19 protein-coding genes and 1 other RNA gene are annotated in these 20,024 nt (G+C 34.3%); all 20 read right to left on the bottom strand.

The annotated features are described in order from the left end of the window. Positions 1-61: 61 nt before the first annotated feature. Entirely contained in the window at positions 62-979 is a 918-nt protein-coding gene (miaA, locus tag ABUA27_RS06600) for a tRNA (adenosine(37)-N6)-dimethylallyltransferase MiaA (protein WP_349820432.1), read from the bottom strand. After that, a complete protein-coding gene (mutL, locus tag ABUA27_RS06595) occupies positions 976-2,745 on the bottom strand; it encodes a DNA mismatch repair endonuclease MutL (protein ID WP_287968175.1) in 1,770 nt (589 codons plus the stop codon). Before mutL ends, miaA begins: the two co-directional genes overlap by 4 nt. 8 nt (positions 2,746-2,753) lie before the next feature. Further along, positions 2,754-5,216: a DNA mismatch repair protein MutS gene (gene mutS, locus ABUA27_RS06590; RefSeq protein WP_226793552.1), complete on the bottom strand. Its 2,463-nt coding sequence runs from the start codon at positions 5,214-5,216 to the stop codon at positions 2,754-2,756. Positions 5,217-5,282: 66 nt separating this feature from the next. Further along, positions 5,283-6,386 (bottom strand): M20/M25/M40 family metallo-hydrolase, encoded by a 1,104-nt coding sequence (locus ABUA27_RS06585; RefSeq protein WP_129981637.1) that lies wholly within the window; start codon positions 6,384-6,386, stop codon positions 5,283-5,285. A gap of 59 nt (positions 6,387-6,445) precedes the next feature. Next, positions 6,446-7,954 carry an IMP dehydrogenase gene (locus ABUA27_RS06580; RefSeq protein ID WP_129981636.1) on the bottom strand — a complete coding sequence of 503 codons (1,509 nt, stop codon included), beginning with the start codon at positions 7,952-7,954 and terminating at the stop codon, positions 6,446-6,448. 51 nt (positions 7,955-8,005) lie between these two features. Beyond that, a complete protein-coding gene (locus ABUA27_RS06575; RefSeq protein ID WP_161220306.1) occupies positions 8,006-8,344 on the bottom strand; it encodes a YlbF/YmcA family competence regulator in 339 nt (112 codons plus the stop codon). After that, positions 8,328-9,779 (bottom strand): tRNA (N6-isopentenyl adenosine(37)-C2)-methylthiotransferase MiaB, encoded by a 1,452-nt coding sequence (miaB, locus tag ABUA27_RS06570; protein ID WP_129981634.1) that lies wholly within the window; start codon positions 9,777-9,779, stop codon positions 8,328-8,330. Before miaB ends, ABUA27_RS06575 begins: the two co-directional genes overlap by 17 nt. Before the next feature lie 72 nt (positions 9,780-9,851). Beyond that, positions 9,852-10,778, bottom strand: coding sequence for an AEC family transporter (locus ABUA27_RS06565; RefSeq protein WP_287845902.1), 927 nt, complete (start codon positions 10,776-10,778; stop codon positions 9,852-9,854). 58 nt (positions 10,779-10,836) lie between these two features. Continuing rightward, positions 10,837-11,082, bottom strand: coding sequence for a hypothetical protein (locus ABUA27_RS06560; protein ID WP_129981632.1), 246 nt, complete (start codon positions 11,080-11,082; stop codon positions 10,837-10,839). A 78-nt stretch (positions 11,083-11,160) separates the two neighbouring features. Beyond that, positions 11,161-11,943, bottom strand: a complete 783-nt coding sequence (locus ABUA27_RS06555; RefSeq protein ID WP_129981631.1) for a TIGR00282 family metallophosphoesterase — start codon at positions 11,941-11,943, stop codon at positions 11,161-11,163. A gap of 44 nt (positions 11,944-11,987) precedes the next feature. Further along, positions 11,988-13,535, bottom strand: a complete 1,548-nt coding sequence (rny, locus tag ABUA27_RS06550) for a ribonuclease Y (RefSeq protein ID WP_349820431.1) — start codon at positions 13,533-13,535, stop codon at positions 11,988-11,990. Positions 13,536-13,643: 108 nt separating this feature from the next. Further along, on the bottom strand, positions 13,644-14,195 hold the full coding sequence (locus tag ABUA27_RS06545) for a TetR family transcriptional regulator (RefSeq protein ID WP_281079470.1): 552 nt from the start codon (positions 14,193-14,195) through the stop codon (positions 13,644-13,646). Positions 14,196-14,245: 50 nt separating this feature from the next. Continuing rightward, entirely contained in the window at positions 14,246-15,286 is a 1,041-nt protein-coding gene (recA, locus tag ABUA27_RS06540; RefSeq protein WP_432205874.1) for a recombinase RecA, read from the bottom strand. A 38-nt stretch (positions 15,287-15,324) separates the two neighbouring features. Continuing rightward, on the bottom strand, positions 15,325-15,780 hold the full coding sequence (locus tag ABUA27_RS06535) for a CinA family protein (RefSeq protein WP_129981627.1): 456 nt from the start codon (positions 15,778-15,780) through the stop codon (positions 15,325-15,327). A gap of 1 nt (position 15,781) precedes the next feature. After that, the gene (pgsA, locus tag ABUA27_RS06530) at positions 15,782-16,372 is read right to left on the bottom strand and encodes a CDP-diacylglycerol--glycerol-3-phosphate 3-phosphatidyltransferase (RefSeq protein ID WP_022424178.1); all 591 of its coding nucleotides are present in this window, start codon (positions 16,370-16,372) and stop codon (positions 15,782-15,784) included. Between the two features lies 1 nt (position 16,373). Beyond that, positions 16,374-17,285 carry a helix-turn-helix domain-containing protein gene (locus ABUA27_RS06525; RefSeq protein WP_161220304.1) on the bottom strand — a complete coding sequence of 304 codons (912 nt, stop codon included), beginning with the start codon at positions 17,283-17,285 and terminating at the stop codon, positions 16,374-16,376. Between the two features lie 120 nt (positions 17,286-17,405). Further along, an RNA gene (gene rnpB, locus ABUA27_RS06520) (RNase P RNA component class B) lies at positions 17,406-17,710 on the bottom strand. 11 nt (positions 17,711-17,721) lie between these two features. Then, a complete protein-coding gene (locus ABUA27_RS06515) occupies positions 17,722-18,060 on the bottom strand; it encodes a DivIVA domain-containing protein (RefSeq protein WP_129981980.1) in 339 nt (112 codons plus the stop codon). Positions 18,061-18,119: 59 nt separating this feature from the next. Next, a complete protein-coding gene (locus tag ABUA27_RS06510; RefSeq protein ID WP_287968182.1) occupies positions 18,120-18,848 on the bottom strand; it encodes a DUF554 domain-containing protein in 729 nt (242 codons plus the stop codon). Positions 18,849-18,905: 57 nt separating this feature from the next. Continuing rightward, the coding region (locus ABUA27_RS06505) for a nuclease/transposase family protein (protein ID WP_502879689.1) at positions 18,906-20,024 on the bottom strand (1,119 nt) is incomplete at its 5' end.

Genomic DNA, 20,024 nt, shown 5'->3' with positions numbered 1-20,024 from the left:
CAAAAGACGGACCTCGGTCCGTCTTTTGCTTTTTATGAAACTATAATGAGTTATTTACCCGTTACAGCCTCTTTTTATACCATTCTTCGATATCTTTTAATACTTGGTGAATTGTGGAATCAAAATCTTCTAGATTGACATCGTACCAATGTACATCAAATTGGTTATTAAACCATGTATATTGTCTTTTCGCATAGTTACGTGAATGTTTCTTGATTTCTTCTATGATCTGTTCTTTTGTTTTTGAACCTTCAAAGTAATCAAACCATTCCTTATAACCAATAGCCTTCATAGACTGCGCATTACGTGATAAACCTGAATCATAGATTTTCTTAACTTCTTCTTCTAATCCCTGTTCAATCATTAAATCAACACGTTTATTAATACGGTCATAAAGAATAGGACGTGGAAGTGTGAGTCCTACAAAATAAATATCATAAACAGGCTTATGTTCCTGCGCTTCTAAAATATCACTTTTTCTTTTTCCTGATTCTTCATAAATTTCAATAGCACGTAATACTCTTTGACGATTATTAGGATGTAGATCTAATGCTGATTGAGGGTCAAAGGACGCCAAATACTGATGTAGTTCTTCATTTGTATAATGGGCATACTTTGCTTTTATTTCATCATGCTTAGATTCTGTTTCTTCAAAAGTGTAATCATAAAGAGCACCTTTGATATAAAGACCTGTACCTCCTACCACAATAGGCATATCGATTGTATCGATATAATGACGAACTTCTTTTTGAAATTCACTGACAGAAAATGTTTCATCAGGATTCTTGATATCAATCATATGATGAATAATACCCTGCATTTCCTCTTCTGTTACTTTGGCAGTTCCAATATCCATCGTACGATAGATCTGCATAGAATCACCACTAATGACTTCACCATGAAGTGCTTCAGCTAAAGAAACACCCATACGTGTTTTACCTACAGCTGTAGGTCCACATACCGCAATTACTTTTTTCATACTACAACCCTCTTAAATAACTTTTCTAATTCATAATCACTATAGAATATGATGGTTGGTCTACCATGAGGACAGACATAAGGATTATCACAGCGCATAAGATTATCTATAATTGTCTGCATATCCTGTGTTGTGAGATATGTATTTCCTTTGACACTTGCTTTACATGCAAGTGTTGCAATAGCATGTTCCTGCATAGCAACAATATCCACACTTTGATTATTTAAAACTTCTTGAATCATTTCATCAATAAAGATCTTCTCATCGATATTTTTCATCCATAAAGGTAAACCACGCACAATGTATGAATGTCGGCCAAATGATTCAAGATGGATTCCAACTTCTTCCAATAACCCTTTATGTTCATCAATAACAAGACATTCACTTTCAGGATATTCAAAAGTAAGAGGAACAATCATCGGCTGGATGGATAAGTCAGGATGAGAAAACTTATTGAGGAAATATTCATAATTGATGCGTTCCTGTGCTGCATGCTGGTCAATGATATAAAATCCTCTTTCATTTTCTCCTAAAATATAAGTACCTCTTGTTTGGCCAATAACCTTAATTTTTTCTTTAATTGGTTTAAGTGGTTCTTCTTTTGGAGATTCTTTGATTTCTACTTTTTCGGGTTCATAAACAGGCATTTCTTCATGAACAGTTTCAATAACTGGTTCTTCTTTGACTTCTTCAAAAACCTCATCAAGAGGAATAGTCATCTGTGCAAGACTTGGTTTGAAGGATGCTTTTTCTGTTTCTCTAGTAGATGGTTTATAAGTGAGATTCTTTTTGGATAAAGCCTCTTCCAAACCCTTAAGTAGTAATTCCTTTAATTCTGTTTCTTTAGAGAAACGTACTTCTAGTTTTGCTGGATGAACATTTACATCTACAAGATATGGATCTACATCAATCTCTAACACTGCAATTGGATAACGTTTATCAGCTAAATAACGACGATAAACCTCATTGATTGTATTAATCGTTTTCATATTCTTGACATAGCGATGATTCACTAGAGTAACAATATGATTCTTTGAAGAACGAGATGTATCAATTTTAGATATATAACCAGCCACATGAAACTCTTCATTGCCAAAATCAACATGAATCATATTTTTTGCAACAGGAATACCATAAATTTCACTAATAACTTCTAATAAATTATTTCTTCCATTTGTCTTGAATATTGTTTTATGGTCATGTATAAGAGTAAAAGAAATTTCTGGATGAGCGAGGGCTAGACGCTCTACATAAGAATAAATAGCTGCGAATTCCGCATTAATAGACTTCATATATTTAAGTCTTGCAGGTACATTCTGGAAGATACGTTCTACTGTGATCTTCGTACCGCGATTCATTGCCACACTACCTACATTTTTTCTTTTTCCAAATTCATATTCTACTTTTGTATTTTCTTCACCATTGTTTGTTTCAAGAGTAAAGACACTAATAGAAGCAATAGAAGGAATAGCTTCTCCTCTAAAGCCTAATGTAGTGATATTGAATAAATCATTTTCACCTACAATCTTACTTGTTGCATGACGACTAAAGCATAAAAGTGCATCTGCACGATTCATTCCTATACCATCATCAATCACACACATCTTGCTTGTACCACCCTGTTCTACTAGAATAGTGATACTTTTAGCCTTAGCATCTATACTATTTTCTGTCAACTCTTTAATAACACTTGCAGGACGTTCAACAACTTCGCCTGCTGCAATCTTATTGGCTAGATTTTCACTTAATTGTCTAATATGTCCCATAGTTTCTCCTACAACATTTTCTTTAATTCAATTAATGTACTTAATGCATCAAGTGGTGAGAGACTCATTGGATCAATGCCTTTGAGTGTTTCTTCTACAGCACTTGTTTTTATAACTGGTGTCACTTCAATATTCTGTAATTTCTCTTCAATATTATTGTCTTCTAACGATTTCAATATGGCATCTGCACGTACAATAACTTCATCAGGTAATTTTGCGAGTTTAGCAACATTGATACCATATGACTGACCAGAGGGGCCATCTTCAATATGATATAGGAAATGAATAGAATCACTAGATACATCAGCACCTGCATGAACGTTCTTAATAGAAGTGCCTTCCATACGTGTTAATTCATGATAGTGTGTTGAAAAGAAAGTCAATGAATGATTATGGCTTGCAATATATTCTAAAATGCCCTGAGCTAAAGCCATACCATCAAATGTCGCTGTTCCTCTACCTATTTCATCAAATATAATAAGTGAGTTTTCAGTCGCATATTTCAAGGCATTATTAGCCTCCAACATTTCTACCATGAATGTAGACTGACCACTAATTAAATCATCACTCGCACCAATACGAGTAAAGATTGCATCAAAGACTGGAAGAGTTGCACTTTTTGCAGGGACAAAGCATCCAATTTGTGCCATGATCATAATTAAAGCCATCTGTCGCATATAAGTTGATTTACCACCCATATTTGGTCCGGTGATCAACATAATTCTAGCATCCTGTCCTAAAGATATATCATTTTTTACATAACTTTCTTCAGGAATTACTTTTTCTACTACAGGATGTCTTCCTTCTTCTATCTGAATAATATGATCATCATTAAATGTTGGACGTACATAACGATTATAACTTGATACATCAGCAAATGTACTAAACACATCTATCCTAGCTACAATCTTTGCAACATCCTGTATTTCATGTACATAACCCTTAATATATTGTCTTACCTGAGTAAATATTTCATATTCTAATGCAGCGATTCGATCCTGCGCTGAAAGAATCTTATTTTCCATATCTTTAAGTTCTGGAGTGACAAATCTTTCTGCATTGGATAAACTCTGTTTTCTTGTATAGTTAAATTCATCCTTTACTAAAGGCAAATAGCTTTTAGTGACTTCAATATAATAGCCAAAGACACGGTTATAACCAATCTTAAGACCTTTGATTCCTGTACGTTCTTTTTCATTTTCCTCAAAAGTCATTAACCATTTCTTACCGTTCTTACGAATATCACGTAATTCATCCAACTCTTTATTGTATCCATCCTTGATAATATTTCCTTCTTTAATAACTAAAGGTGGATCATCTACAATTGCTTCATCAATTGTATTAATAATACAAGACAAATCAACAAGCTGCATAGCTTGTTCATTCAATTTAGGATGATCAAGACTGAGTAGTTCTTGTTTTAATTCAGGAATTTTCTTTAAAGAAGAACAGATCCACTTTAAATCTCTCGCATTCACATTTCCAAAAGCCACTCTAGAAGCCAGCTTTTCAATATCATAAATATCATTGATCATATGAGTCACTGTATCTCTATCTAGAGGGTTATCCATGAATACTTCTACAAGATCAAGTCTTTCTTCTATCTTCTCTTTAGAAATAAGAGGCTGATCAATCCATTGTTTTAATAAACGACCACCCATTGCACTATGTGTATGATCTAATAGCCATAATAGTGTGCCATATTTCTCATTATTCGCATTTTTAGTAAGTTCAAGTGCCTTCTTTGTGACACTTTCCATATAAACATAATCTTCCTGTTTAACTTCTACAATTGTCTGGATATATTCTAATTCTCTCTTTTGAGTATCAATTAAATAATTCAATAAATTAGCACAGACCTTGATTTGTTTTAAATCATTGATATTATCAAAGATTTTCTTGTAGTTATCTTTAATTGTCTCATTCTTAAAAGGAGACATCATCACTCCATCAATATGAATAGAATCATCTTCTACAACGATTTCTTTAATACCTAATGATTCAATCTTATTACGTAATAGATGTTCCTTCTTTTCTAGGTTTAAACAATAAAATTCCCCTGTAGATAAATCAGCATAAGCAAGTGTATAAGAGAAATCAAATACACCTAAAGCCCCAATAAAGTTATTCACCTTCTCATTTAACTTAAAGTCCATTAAAGTACCAGGTGTAACAATCTGAACAACACCTCTTTCTACAAGACCTTTAGCTTTAGGATCAGATAGTTGTTCTACAATAACAACCTTATGTCCTTGTTTGACCAATTCTTCTACATAACCACTTGCAGCATGAAATGGTACACCACACATTGGTACGCGTTCTTTAACACCTGCATTTTTACCTGTTAAAGCAAGATTTAATGCTTTTGAGGCAATAGCTGCATCATCAAAAAACATTTCATAGAAATCACCAATACGATACATCACAATAGCATCTTGATGATCTTTTTTTAATTCTAAATATTTCTCCATCATGGGAGAGTACTTTTCTTTTTTCAAAATGATACTCACTCCTAACTCCCTCATTATAGCATATTTTTAACCAATCATAAGATGTAATGCTAAGAGAGCACTCTTTTCTAATTCATCTATTGTTGTATATTCACTTACACTATGACAATCATTCATCGCACAAGCCACAACTATTCCTCTAATGCCTTCTTTCACATATCTATTATTATCAGATCCACCATGTGTAGAAATAAGGCGAGGTGTTAATTGAAGATTATGACATGCATGTTTAAAACGTTCAACAACTTCTTCATCTTCATTGATCTTATAAGCTTCAATGTGTACATAATCATCATACTCTATAGAAGCATGTTCTTTATTGGCTTCTTCTTTAAAAACAGTATGAATATGTTTACTCCATTTTAATGCATCCTGATGATCAAAACTTCTTATTTCTCCAGTGATAACGACTTCTCTAGGAACAATATTTCTTCCTTCTCCACCCTGAATTGTACCAAAGTTCACTGTAGTCTTATCATTGACATGACCATTAGGAATTCGATACATAGCACTTGCTGCAATCTTTAAAGCATGAATTCCATCTTCAGGATTAAAACCTGCATGAGCACTTTTACCTTTTACATTAACCTTAAATGAAATAATAGAAGGTGCTTCTAAGGCTGCGAGACCTACTTGTCCTGCTAAATCAAATGTATAAGCAATACGTGACTTGATACAACTAAAGTCATAATAAGCACTTCCCACATCATAAGGCTCTTCTGCAACACTAATAGCAAGTTCTATATCTCCATGAGGAAGATCATTCTCTTTTATTGTACGAATGGCTTCAATATAAGAAGCAAGAGCACTTACATCATCAGCACCTAACACTGTTGTCTCGTCACTTGTAATGCGCCCATCTTCATGAATAATGGCCTGTTTTCCTTTACCTGGTGAAACAGTATCCATATGTCCTGAAAACATAAGAGGTTCTTTGTTTGTATGGCCTTTTAAAACAGCATAAATATTACCTGCTTCAAAGCCTTCTATAGGCATTTCTATGCATTCCATATGACACTCTTTAAAAATATTCATTAAATAGTCTTTCATCTTCTTTTCATGATAAGATTCACTATCAATAGATACCATTTCACAAAATGTCTGAACTAGTCTTTCTTTATTAATTTGCATAAATACCCATCCCTTAAAGTCAAAAAAATGGAAGGAATAATATCCCTTCCATCCTCCTATTATCTGTTACCTGAATTTGAAGAATCCTTTAACAATACGTCATGTGCGCCACCTTCAACAATTGAAGTAGCAGACACAAGCTGGATCTTTGCTTTTTCCTGTAATTCAGCAATTGTAAGTGCACCACAGTTACACATTGTATGTTTCATCTTGCTTAATGATAAACCAACGTTATCTTTTAAGCTACCAGCATATGGCACATAAGAATCTACACCTTCTTCAAATGAAAGCTTCTTATCTCCACCTAAGTCATATCTCTGCCAGTTTCTAGCACGTGCAGAACCTTCACCCCAGTATTCTTTCATATACTGACCGTTGATGTTCACCTTGTTAGTTGGTGATTCATCAAAACGAGAGAAGTAACGACCTAACATAATAAAGTCAGAACCCATAGCTAAAGCTAAAGTCATATGATAATCATGAACAATACCACCATCTGAACAGATAGGAATATAAATACCAGTTTCTTTGAAATATGCATTTCTTGCTTCAGCAACCTCAATAGTTGCAGTAGCCTGACCTCTACCGATACCTTTCTGTTCACGAGTAATACAGATAGAACCGCCACCGATACCGATCTTGATGAAGTCAGCACCAGCTTCTGCTAAGAATCTGAATCCTTCACCATCTACAACGTTACCAGCACCAACTTTTACAGTATCACCATAATGTTCTCTGATCCATGCAATAGTGTTAGCCTGCCAAGCTGAGTAACCTTCAGAAGAGTCAATACATAATACATCTACACCTGCTTCAATTAATGCAGGAACTCTTTCTGCGAAGTCTCTAGTGTTGATACCAGCACCAACTACATAACGTTTAGATTCATCTAATAATTCATTAGGATTTGACTTTCTTGATTCATAATCCTTTCTGAATACGAAATAAAGAAGTCTGTTATCATCATCAATAATTGGTAAAGCATTTAATTTGTTTTCCCAGATAATATCATTTGCTTCTTTTAAAGTAATATCTTTATGTCCGCATACTAACTTATCAAAAGGTGTCATAAAATCAACAACTTTTTCGTTTTCATCCATACGGCTGACACGGTAATCTCTACCAGTCACTAATCCAACTAAACGGCCATTTGCTGTACCATCTTCAGTAACAGCCATAGTAGAATGACCTGTCTTTTCTTTAAGTGCAAGAACGTCTGCTAATGTATCATTAGCGCTTAAGTTAGAATCACTTGGTACGAAACCTGCCTTATAGTTTTTAACACGTCTTACCATTGCTGCCTGTGATTCAATTGTCTGTGAACCGTAGATAAATGAACATCCACCTTCTCTTGCTAAAGCAACTGCCATACCATCATCAGATACAGCCTGCATAACTGCAGATACAAGAGGGATATTTAATGAAAGTGCTGGTTCTTCACCTTTCTTGAATTTAACTAAAGGTGTCTTTAAACTAACATTCTGTGGCTGGCATTCTTCACTAGAATAACCAGGAATTAATAAATATTCATTAAAAGTGTGTGAGGGTTCATTAAAAATATGTGCCATAATAATCTCCTTTTTATATAAATTAGTTCAATAATAAACATTTAAAAACATTTAGTCAATAGCTTTTAATAATTCTTCATTGATGATTGTTTCAACTTGTATAAGGTAATCATTAACTTCACTTTTTAGATTCAAATAATTGACAATCAAAGGATGATTCTCAAAGTATGCTTTTTTGTCTTGATAGACTTTTAACTCTTCATCAGTTAATTCACCAAGAGCCTTCTTTTTAAGAATAATCTGGCTCTCTTGTTTGATTTCATCTTCTAAAGATAATAATTCAGGATGTTCTCTTAAAGTCTTTTCATACTTCTTAAATTCCTGAATAAGAGGATTATTTAGAATTAATTGATTCAAAGAATCTGCTTTATTCTTAGTTATTTGATTCAAGCTGTTCTCCAGTCAATGCCCATGTCTTCGCTTCAGTTACACGAACATCTACAATCTGACCAACCATTGAAGCATCACCTTTAAAGTTAATAAGTTTGTTATGTTCTGTATAACCTGATAAAACATCTGGGTTCTTCTTAGAAGGACCTTCTACAAGTACTTTAACAACCTGTCCTAAGTATTTCTGATTTGCTTCATTAGCATACTTATTCACTAATTCATTTAAGCGATATAAACGCTGTTCCTTATCACTTAGAGGAACATTATCTTCCATCTTTGCAGCTGGAGTCCCTTCTCTAGGTGAATAAATAAATGTATAAGCTAAATCATACTTACAATAGTTATATAAAGATAAAGTATCCTGGAATTGTTCTTCTGTTTCATTAGGGAAACCAACAATAATATCTGTTGTAATAGTACAATCAGGAATCTTTTCTTTAATCATATCAAATAGCTTCAAATAGCTTTCCTTTGAATAACGTCTACCCATAAGCTTTAAAACTTCATCATTCCCTGACTGAACAGGTAAATGAATAGAAGGCATGATATTATCATACTTAGCGATAATATCAATCATATCCGCATTAAAATCCCAAGGATGGCTTGTTGTAAAACGAATACGATCAATACCAGTCTTTGCAACAGCTTCTAATAATGTTGCAAAACTTGTATCGTTATTTAAATCCTTACCATAAGAATTAACATTCTGTCCAAGTAATGTGATTTCTTTATAACCACTATTCTTTAATTCTTCCACTTCCTTGATAATTTCATCTAATTCACGAGAACGTTCCTTACCTCTTGTATAAGGGACAATACAATAAGTACAGAACTTATTGCATCCATACATGATATTCACCCATGCCTTGTAGTTATTGGCACGATGACTTGGAAGATTTTCAATAACATCCCCTTCCTTAGACCAGACTTCAAGAACAAGTTCTTTTTCTAACATTGCCTGTTTTAATAAAACTGGAAGACGGTGGATATTATGTGTACCGAAAATAAGATCAACCTGCGGGAATTTCTCTAAGATCTTATTCACAACCACTTCTTCCTGTGCCATACAGCCACATACACCAAAGATTAGATTTGGTCTAGTCTTCTTGATATTCTTCAAGTAACCAATCTTACCAAATACTTTTTCTTCTGCATTTTCTCTAATAGCACATGTATTTAATAATACAACATCTGCCTGTTTTACTTCATCAGTATGAGTATACCCCATCATTTCTAAGATACCAGATAATGTTTCAGTATCTCTTTCATTCGCTTGACATCCATAAGTCTGGATATAATATGTCTGTCCTTTGCCAATTCCCACCATATCTGCAGGAATCTCAAATGCATCATCTAAATGCTGTACTTCAGTACGACCTCTAGAACGTGCATCCTTTAAAGAAGGACCTTTAAAATATTTACTATAATCTTTCATAAACGCTCCTTTTCGACACCATTATAACAAATACCCCTCATAAAAAAAACCCCCTAAATTAGGGTAAAAGTTTTAAATTAAAAACATATAGACAACAAGTGGAATAGTGAAAACAGATATTAATGTTGTCATAAATATTGTCTTGGCTGCTAGCCCACTATCTCCACCATATTTATTCGTAAATAATACTGCAGAGCTTCCTACCGGCATAGATAACATAATCAAAGTCAATCCTCTTAAATAACTATCTTTGATTAAAAATGCAATTGCAGGATAAGCAATGACAGGGAAAATTAACTGCTTTATTATTGTATAAATATAAACACGTAGTTCATTAAATACATCTTTAATATTCATTGCCCCAAGTGTGACACCGATAATAATCATCGCGAGAGGTGTTGTCATATCTCCTACCATACCTGTAAAGTCTGTGATAATCTTAGGTGCTCTTATATGCAATAAATAGAGAATAAGCGCTAAGAAAGAACAAATCACACCTGGTGTAATTAAATTCTTAAAATTCAGTTTATTGCTTCCCTGCTGGCCAATTCCAATCAAATAGACACCTAAAGTAAATAACATAATATTAAATACCATGCCAAATAAAGATGTATGGAAAATAGAATCGTTTCCAAATATAGCTTTCATAATAGGATAACCAATAAAGCCAATATTAGAAAATACTGTCATAAAGACATAAAGACCTGTTTGATTACTTGGGACATGTAACAATTTATTAATAAACAATCCAATAAAAGGTGTAATAACATAAGTAATGATCGCAATACCTAAAATAGTGAAAATTGTTTTTGAGTCACTATATTTTTCTGTACATAATACAGAATTCAATACCATGCATGGTGTCGTGACCGATAAAACTAGAGATGTGAGTTTACTATTTGTATTCAAATCTAAAATATTTACTCGATATAATAAAAAGCCTAACCCCATTAATACAAATAATACAACCATCTGTCCAATAATCACATTTATATCCATAAGATCCCCCTTCTATCAAAAAAAGGCACAGGATTTAACCTGTGCCATAAAATTACTCTTATCCAAAGAATCCATCAGGCTGGATTGAGAAGTACATATAACTTCCTTCTGGAGTCTTCTTGAATAAAGACTTACAATGAGAGGCAGCGTCTTCTGGTGATAATTCTGTTTCACATTCGAAAGTAGCCTTAATACCAGCTTTACTTACATACTTCAATTCTACCTTATCATCCTTATATCCATCAAAAAAAGTAACTAGCTTTTGCACCTGTGCAGTCTGCATTAAAATTTTACATTTAGCCATAAAAAACTTGTCCTCCTTCAATAACTAGAACTATTATACTGTATTCTTCACAAAATGTGAAGACGCTTTCTCTTGTTTTTACTTGAACTTTACCTGTGGATCAATTCTGATTCTTTCAATGTTTGTACACTTGTTTCCATCAAAATGAAGCAATGTTGCACAAAGCTGTCCCTCATCTTCAACAACTCTAAAAGGTGTCATAATACCCTTAACACTACGTTCAATAATTGCTTCTTTTTCACACCCAATAACACTTTCATATGGTCCAGTCATCCCAACATCACATTGGAATGCTGTGCCCTTTGGAAGAATCTTTTCATCACCAGTAGGAACATGTGTATGAGTACCTAATACTGCACTGACACGTCCATCTACATAGTAACCAAAGGCTATTTTTTCACTTGTTGCTTCACCATGGAAGTCAATGATATGGATATCACTGCTATCATTTTCTAGTACAGGCTCAATAGCTTCAAATGGATTTTGAGGTTTTCCATCCATAAAAGTAAGACCAAGTAAATTAGTCACTCTTATTTTTTTACCTTTTACCTCAATGACTCTAGAACCTACTCCTGGCATTGCAAGTGGCTTATTGAGTGGGACAATTAGCTTGTCTGCTTCATCAATATAATCAAAGATTTCTTTCTTTGAATAAGTATGATTGCCCATAGTTATTAAAGAAATACCATAAGACAGTAATTCATCATAATGTTTCTGTAATAATCCTTTACCATGGCTTGTATTCTCACCATTCGCAATGACACATTCAACACTATATTTTTCTACAATTTTTGGTAGATATGTCGCAATCATCTTACGTCCTGTCTTGCCAAAAATATCTCCTATAAATAATATATTCATTTTATTCACATCCTTAAAGAAAAAGTAGATAGGTTGGACCCTATCTACTTAGCTATTTCATTAGCACGAATCTCACGGATCACAGTTACTTTAATATGTCCTGGGTAAGTGAGTTCGGTTTCAATCTTTTCTTTGACATCTCTTGCAAGCTTATGTGCTTTTAAGTCATCAATCTTTTCTGGATTAACGATAACTCTAATTTCACGACCTGCCTGGATAGCAAATACCTTATCCACACCTTCAAACTGTTTAGGTAATTCTTCAAGTTTTTCAAGTCTCTGGATATAATTTTCAATTTTTTCACTTCTACTGCCAGGTCTTGCAGCTGATAATGTATCTGCTGCAGAGATGAGTACTGCAATGATAGATGTTGCTGGAACATCACCATGATGAGATTCAATCGCATTGATTACAGTTGCATTTTCTCCAAATTTCTTAGCAAATTTAGCACCTAATTCAACATGGCTTCCTTCCATTTCATGGTCTACTGCTTTACCTAAGTCATGTAATAAACCAGCACGTTTAGCAAGCTGCTGATTTAATCCAAGTTCAGAGGCCATAATACCTGCAAAATGAGCCACTTCAATTGAATGCTGTAAAGCATTCTGACCATAACTTGTACGATATTTTAACTTACCAATCATCATGACAAGTTCTTTGTTCATTCTTGATAATCCTAATTCAAAGACAGCATCCTGCCCTGCCTTTAAAATAGTATCATCTAAATCCTTCTTAGTCTTAGTGACTACTTCTTCAATACGTCCTGGCTGAATACGTCCATCATGAATAAGTGTTTCAAGTGATAAACGAGCCACTTCACGACGAATTGGATCAAAACATGATAATGTAATCACTTCTGGAGTATCATCGATAATTAAATCTACACCAGTTGCATTTTCAATTGCCTTAATATTACGACCTTCACGACCGATAATACGTCCCTTCATTTCTTCACTTGGAAGTGCTACTACACTGACTGTGCGTTCAATGACTTCTTCCTGAGAATAACGATTCAAGGCATTCGCAATAATATCCTTTGCAAATAATGAAGCTTTAGTCTTTGCTTCATCTTCTTGTTCTTTGATATAAGCAGTGACCTCAGTCTCCATACGCTGTTCTACTTGTTTAAAGAGTTCAGCTTTTGCTTCCTGTGCAGACATAGCTGCAATTTTTTCAAGTTCGGCTACTTTTTCATCAATCTGATGTTGTAGCTTTTCTTCCTTGACCTCTAGTTCCGCCTTTTTCTTATTTAATTGTTGGCTTCTTGCTTCAAGAGCATCTTCCTTTCCCTGTAAAGAAATATCTCTACGGTCGATGTTCTGTTCACGTTGTAATAGCTTATTTTCAAACTTAGTCAATTCTAAGCGCTGCTGCTTTGCTTCTTTTTCAGCTTCAAGCTTATATTCATAAGCTTTTGTTTTTGCATCAAGCGTTGCTTCTTTAATGAGATTGTCTGCTTTTGTATTAGCTTCTTCAACAATTGTTTTGGCATCTGCATTTGCTTTAGAAATCTTCAAACGGATATACATATAATAACATCCTGCACCTAAGACAAACACAAGAACATAGGTCAAGACTTTAATTAAATTCATATAAAAGCCCTCCGTGTCCTATGTATAAAAGTGCTAAAAAGCACTAGTTATATTATAATGTATTTATATTCACTTTTCAATCATACATTAACGTAAAAAAGCAGTCTTCTATCTGGACTGCTTACTTGCTTTAAGGGGATTTGTCATCAATAATGTGGTATTAAACTTATCTAGAAGTGCTTCTAATTCAATATCATTGTTATTTTCAATAAAATTATAATCTATGCATCCCATAATCGCATATGTGTAAAACCATATGAGATTATCAAATTTTTCATCTGATATATCCACAATAAAGTTATCCAATAAATATTCTGTAAATATTCTTTTAAATACTACGTACAGATAATGGTCTAACTGATTACGGTTCATTGAAAACGCAATATGTCTAATGGCGCGACGATTTTCCACTAAAAATTTCAAAGCAACCTCAGAACATTCACTCCAGGAAGCACCTTCTTCAAACATCCGTTCAATGGTGATAACATGATTATTAAAGACAGATTCAATTAAAGAATAAATATCATCAAAATGATAGTAAAAGGTATTTCTATTAATACCACATTTATCCGCAATATCCTGAATCGTGATCTTATCAAGAGGTTTTTCTTCAACAAGTTCTAAGAATGTATTGATTATAAGCTGTTCTGTTTTTTTCATATTACACCACATTTCACAAAAAGGCGGAATATTCCGCCTGTTAAACGAGACTATTCTGCAGCTTCAGCCACTTCTTCAGTGCCAAAAAGCTGTGCTTTGACTTTTTCTTCCACTTCTTCAAAGATAGCTGGATGTTCAATAAGGAAGTTTTTCGCATTTTCTCTTCCCTGTCCAATCTTCTCACCATTATAGGCATACCATGCTCCTGATTTTTCTACAATATCGCCTTCTACTGCTAAATCAAGAATTTCACCATCACGTGAAATACCTTTACCATAGATAATATCAACCTGAGTTGTCTTAAATGGAGGTGCTACTTTATTCTTAACAACCTTGATATTGGCTTTATTACCAATAATTTCGCCATTCTGTTTGATTTGTTCACTTCTTCTAATTTCTACACGTACAGAAGAATAAAACTTCAAGGCACGACCACCTGTTGTTGTTTCTGGATTTCCATACATAACCCCAATCTTTTCACGTAGCTGGTTAATAAAGATCACTGTACAGTTTGTCTTATTCATAACACCTGAAAGCTTTCTTAAAGCCTTACTCATCAAACGTGCCTGTAAACCAACTGCTGCATCTCCCATTTCACCATCTAATTCCACCTGTGGAACAAGAGCTGCAACCGAGTCAATAACAATCAAATCAATCACACCAGAACGTACCAACATTTCAGCAATCTCTAACGCCTGTTCACCACTATCTGGCTGTGAAAGAATCAATTCATCAATATCAACACCTAAATTCTTTGCATAAACAGGATCAATAGCATGTTCAGCATCAATGAATGCTGCTTTACCGCCCTGCTTTTGTGCCTGGGCAATCGCATGTAATGTAAGAGTTGTCTTACCACTTGATTCAGGACCATATATTTCGATAATACGACCTTTAGGGTAACCACCAATACCTAATGCTTTATCAAGAGTTAAAGAGCCTGAAGGGATGACGTCTACATCCACTGCTGTACGGTCTCCAAGACGCATAACAGACCCTTTACCAAATTTCTTTTCAATTTGACTGATTGCATCATCTAATGCTGCATCAGTATCTTTGACTGCAGTTTTCTTTTCCTTCGCCATAAACATATACCTCCATACATATTCATACGACAATTATTTATAAATTACTTCAAAATTTCAGAAATCTTCATTTTTCCGATTGCAAGAGCTTGTTCTACAATCTGTTTACGGCTGCCTTCTAGTTCATATTCATATGTATGAACTTCATCCTTATAGGCAATTCCAATATATATCAAACCGACCTTCTTGCCTTCCATAGCATCTGGACCTGCATTACCTGTAAATGAAATACAAAGATCTGTCTCGAACATCTTCTGTCCATTGATACACATAAGGCCTGCTACTTCATTCGATACTACACCATAGGTATCAATCACTTCCTGAGGGATACCTAATACCTGATGCTTAATAATTGTCTGATAACTGACAAGACTTCCCTTATAAACAGCAGAAACTCCTGGAACTGATCCAAGAGTTGCTGCAAAGTTTCCTACTGTAAAGCTTTCAACACTAGAAATTGTTACATTCTTTTTTATCAACAATCTAACTAAATCTTCCATATTACATACTCTCCATGATTAAATCTCTATTCTTCCAGAAATAATCAATACCAGATAATAATGAAACACATGCTGCGATATTAATGACATAATTCGCAAATGGGATATCCCAGTGTGCAAAGATTGGATTATTTAATAAGAGAAGACAAATACCCACCATCTGAGTGACTGTCTTAAGTTTTCCATAAATACTAGCAGCAAGAACTCTATTAGAACTAGACGCAACAAGACGTACACCATCCACGAAAGTATCTCTTAAAAGCATAACGATTAAGGCAATGACTGACATCTTATTGTTCCAAGTAAGAAGAATAAGTGCTGAATTCACAAGCATCTTATCCGCAATAGGATCCACAAACTTACCAAAAGTAGTGACAAGATGATTTTTTCTTGCAAGATAACCATCTAGAAAGTCTGTAAGAGATGCTCCTAAAAATACAATAAAAGCTAATAACTGAATGACAGAGATATCAGTAAAGAGAATATGAATCTGAGGCACACTGATATCTGTAAAATAAGGACATAAATATAATGCGATAAATACTGGCACAAGACATAAACGTGTTACTGTTAAACGATTTGGTAAATTCATCTTACTTCTCCAATGTTAAATTAGTATATTTAAGTCCTGTTTCAGCCTTTTCTTCATCAGTTAATGGAACTTCTACATCATCCACATATACCTTAACACCAGACTGTTCACCACTTACAAGTCTTAATGTGCTAAAGTCTGCTGTATTTAGTGTTACTTCAACACTGTCGCCTTCATTATAAACCTTACCTTCAAACTTAGTGTATTTAGTACGGTTTACATAAAGACTACCCCAGCACTTCTTAGAATATTCAACCTTTAATTTAAAAGTCTGTGCATTTGGATCCTTTAATTTAAAATTATAATTTAAATCACTATTTCTTGTATAAGTCACTGCAGGTACAACTTCTTCTTTCTTCTTTTCAGTTTTCTTTTTAGAAGGCTTCTTAGTTACTTCACCTGCTGCAGTCTGCTGATTACTTGTAAATGATGGTACATTTGCCTTAGACTTTGTTTTACTAATCGCAAAGAAACCTACACAGAAAATCATCGCAACAAGTAATATAATAATAATTACTCTAATCACATTCAAATGACTCTTATCACCTACTACACCTTTATTATTTGTAAATGAAGGCTTTTCAAAACGGAAAGCTTTTGCTTTTTCCTCATCTGCAGATAACTTTTTCTTTGTATTCTCACTCTGTGCTTCTGCTTCCTGTAATTCTTCTAACTCAATTTTCTGAGTTAAATTTAAATATTCATTCTGCACTTCTTTTTCATTTATATCAAGAGCACGGCAGATTTTTCTTAAATACATCTTCATATAGGCTTCTTCACCCTGATAATGGTCAAAGTTGCCATTTTCTAAATCATTAATTATTGCGATTGAAAGCATTGTCTGAGAAGATAATTCCTCCACAGATAATCCTTTTTCTTCTCTTTTCTGTTTAATTATTTCACTAATATTCATCTCTAAGCCTCCTTGCATTCATATCAAGTCTATTTAACCACAAATAGTCTCATTTTACAACTATTATAGATACACAAAAAAAGACGGTTCCCAATGGAAACCATCTATGAGTCTGCTCTTATAAGCCGTGTTCTGTTTTTCAACTCATCATTTATCTTAGATTTCTCTACCTAGCATCCGTTCAATTCCTTTTGCTAGACTCCCCTACCAAAATTTGGGTTTCTGCCTCGCGAAGTTTACCCCTTTTCACTCTGTCATTTCTAACAGTATTCGTTTCTGTGGCACTTTATGGCTAGTTCCATATCTTACGACTTAGGCGTTCACCGTTGTCATTTCTGCCTGAGGTTATTGGCCTCAGCACGATCACTACTATCATCTCAGATAGTGGCAGCACGGACTTTCCTCTGTTTCCAGCGATCAGTTCTCGCAGACTATATTAATCTTTATTTTTATGATAGACTTCTCTTTCTAATTGAGAAATACGTCTGAGGACATCGACATTGTTATTCAAGCTCTCTTCCATGACGTGTGCACTATCTCTTTGATCCTGTCTTTCTCTTAATAATTCATTGAGTTTTCTTCTCAAAGCTGCATTCTCTTTTTGAAGACTTTCAATTTCATCATAAGATTCATTCAACATAGATTGAAAATTCAGATAATCTTCTTTCACAATATCAAGATAACTATCTACTTCATTTGCACTATAGCCTTTTGTCTCAATAGAAAATTCTTTATTAAGAATTCTTTTAGGACTTAATCGAATCTTGTTTTCCATCGCCGTCACTCCTCATAAATATTCTACAAAAAACAAAAAGAAATGCAAGTAAAAGTTTCTTACAATGCGAAAACAGTGCATATACATGCAACAATTAAAGCTGATAAAAGGTTAGCAACACGAATTTTTGTATCAAATACCAGATTAACACCGACACAAAATATCAGTATTGAACCTATATATGAGAGAGCACTCATAGCTGATGCAGTAATAAAAGGACTAATCATTCTTGATAAAAGAGTGATTGTTCCCTGAAATAATCCAACAGGTACAAAAGCAAATAAGCATCCCTTACCAAGGGTGGCACTCATCACAAGAATAATCACAAAATCAAGTATTGCTTTTGCGAAAAGAATAGAATGATTTCCATGAACCCCGTCTTCAATAGCCCCAACAACAGCCATAGCGCCAATACAGACTGTTAATGAAGCTGTCACAAAACCATCTACAAACTTATTATCCTTTGCATTACCTGTTTTTATCTTCAGCCATTCACCAAAATGCGTCATCTTACCATCTAAATCTAACAATTCTCCTATTACAGCACCGAATGATAATGAAATAATCATCATCATTGTTCCTGTTGTCTCGATAGATCCGCTCTTAATCACCAGCATCTTACTTAATCCCCTAGCAATACCTATGAAACTGACTACTCCCACGGGCAAGCCCGCGGGGTTCTGATTGCCAAGTGTAGCTTGTAATCGTACATCATTTTCAGACTTTGGAGTTACAAGTGTAAATCTATTTGAATCAGAACTTTCATTACCAAGCAGTCCAACGACCACATTAACGGTAAATTTCTACTTTCGTAAGGAAGTATAGTCAATCTCCCTGAATATGTTTTACGCTGTCTTAATTCCGCTATTTAATACCTTGATCTCGTTAGCCTTAATCCATTCGATTAGGGCTCTTTCTTTGCTGTAACACTTATCAAATTCAGAAATGCATTTGTTTTTATCTATACCTTTGGTTCTGTAATCGTAACAGTATAATAGGAATGATGAATACCAGTCTCGTTGTACCTCAGTACCATCTTGCAGCTTATACATTCGCTCAGATAGTTTCTTTTTAATATAGTCATCAATAGTATGGTCGTACTGTGAAGCTCTATAATCATTAGATACTTCAATATATATACCACCTGATACCTTGAATTTCTGTTCTACAGCAGCTTGAAACCCAGAAGGACATCTATTCTTTATGGATCTGCCAAAACGCTTTTTCCTATTAAATTTGCCTTTACTATTGACCGTAGTTTCTTTGGCTCGTCTCATAAGCCTGCCTGCATTTTTAGGTTCTGTGATAAATACATCTCCAAGACTTCTTAAATGGTTAGCGTCTTCATTTATTGCAAGCTGTCTGTTTATGGCATTGATGCGACATAGTTCAGAGTGCTTTGTTTTCAGCTTCTTATAATGATTAGAATATCTCCAAGTCTTACGACCTTTTTTAACAGTACCATCATCATTATAATTCTGAGGATTAGTCGCACGTCTTGACCTATCCATAGCACGGTAAAGCAGACGTTCTTTTCTCTCAGAAGTCTGAATACTGTTGCCACGCTCTGAAAGATTCTTCAAACCTACCTCAGTATTAGATGTATAAGCAACAGTCTGTGTCCCTATATCAGCACCTATCATTCCTTTGCCGAACTTATGTCTTGGACTGCCAAATCTATCATATTTAGGTTTTGCCTTGCCTTCGATGGTTAAATGTAAATATACTCTGTATTTACCTCTTATCATCCTGGGAACAAGCGTAGCATAGCAGGGTCTGTATGTATCTATGTAGTAGCCATCTTTAATAAGAGTGTTGACAGCCCTGTCATCCAAAATCTCAGATTCGGCAAGATATGATAAAACCGCATCTACCTCATCCTGCTGGAATCTATCATTTATTTGTATTCCAAATACCATCCTGCCAAGTTTGAAATGAAGTTTATTATCTGTAACGGATATAGG

Origin of the sequence: Catenibacterium sp. RTP21428st1_D7_RTP21428_210409, assembly GCF_040227455.1 — a bacterium.
Taxonomy (GTDB): domain Bacteria; phylum Bacillota_I; class Bacilli_A; order Erysipelotrichales; family Coprobacillaceae; genus Catenibacterium; species Catenibacterium mitsuoka_A.
The sequence above is the reverse complement of the archived record's forward strand: the minus strand, read 5'-3'. Positions and strand labels throughout refer to the sequence as shown.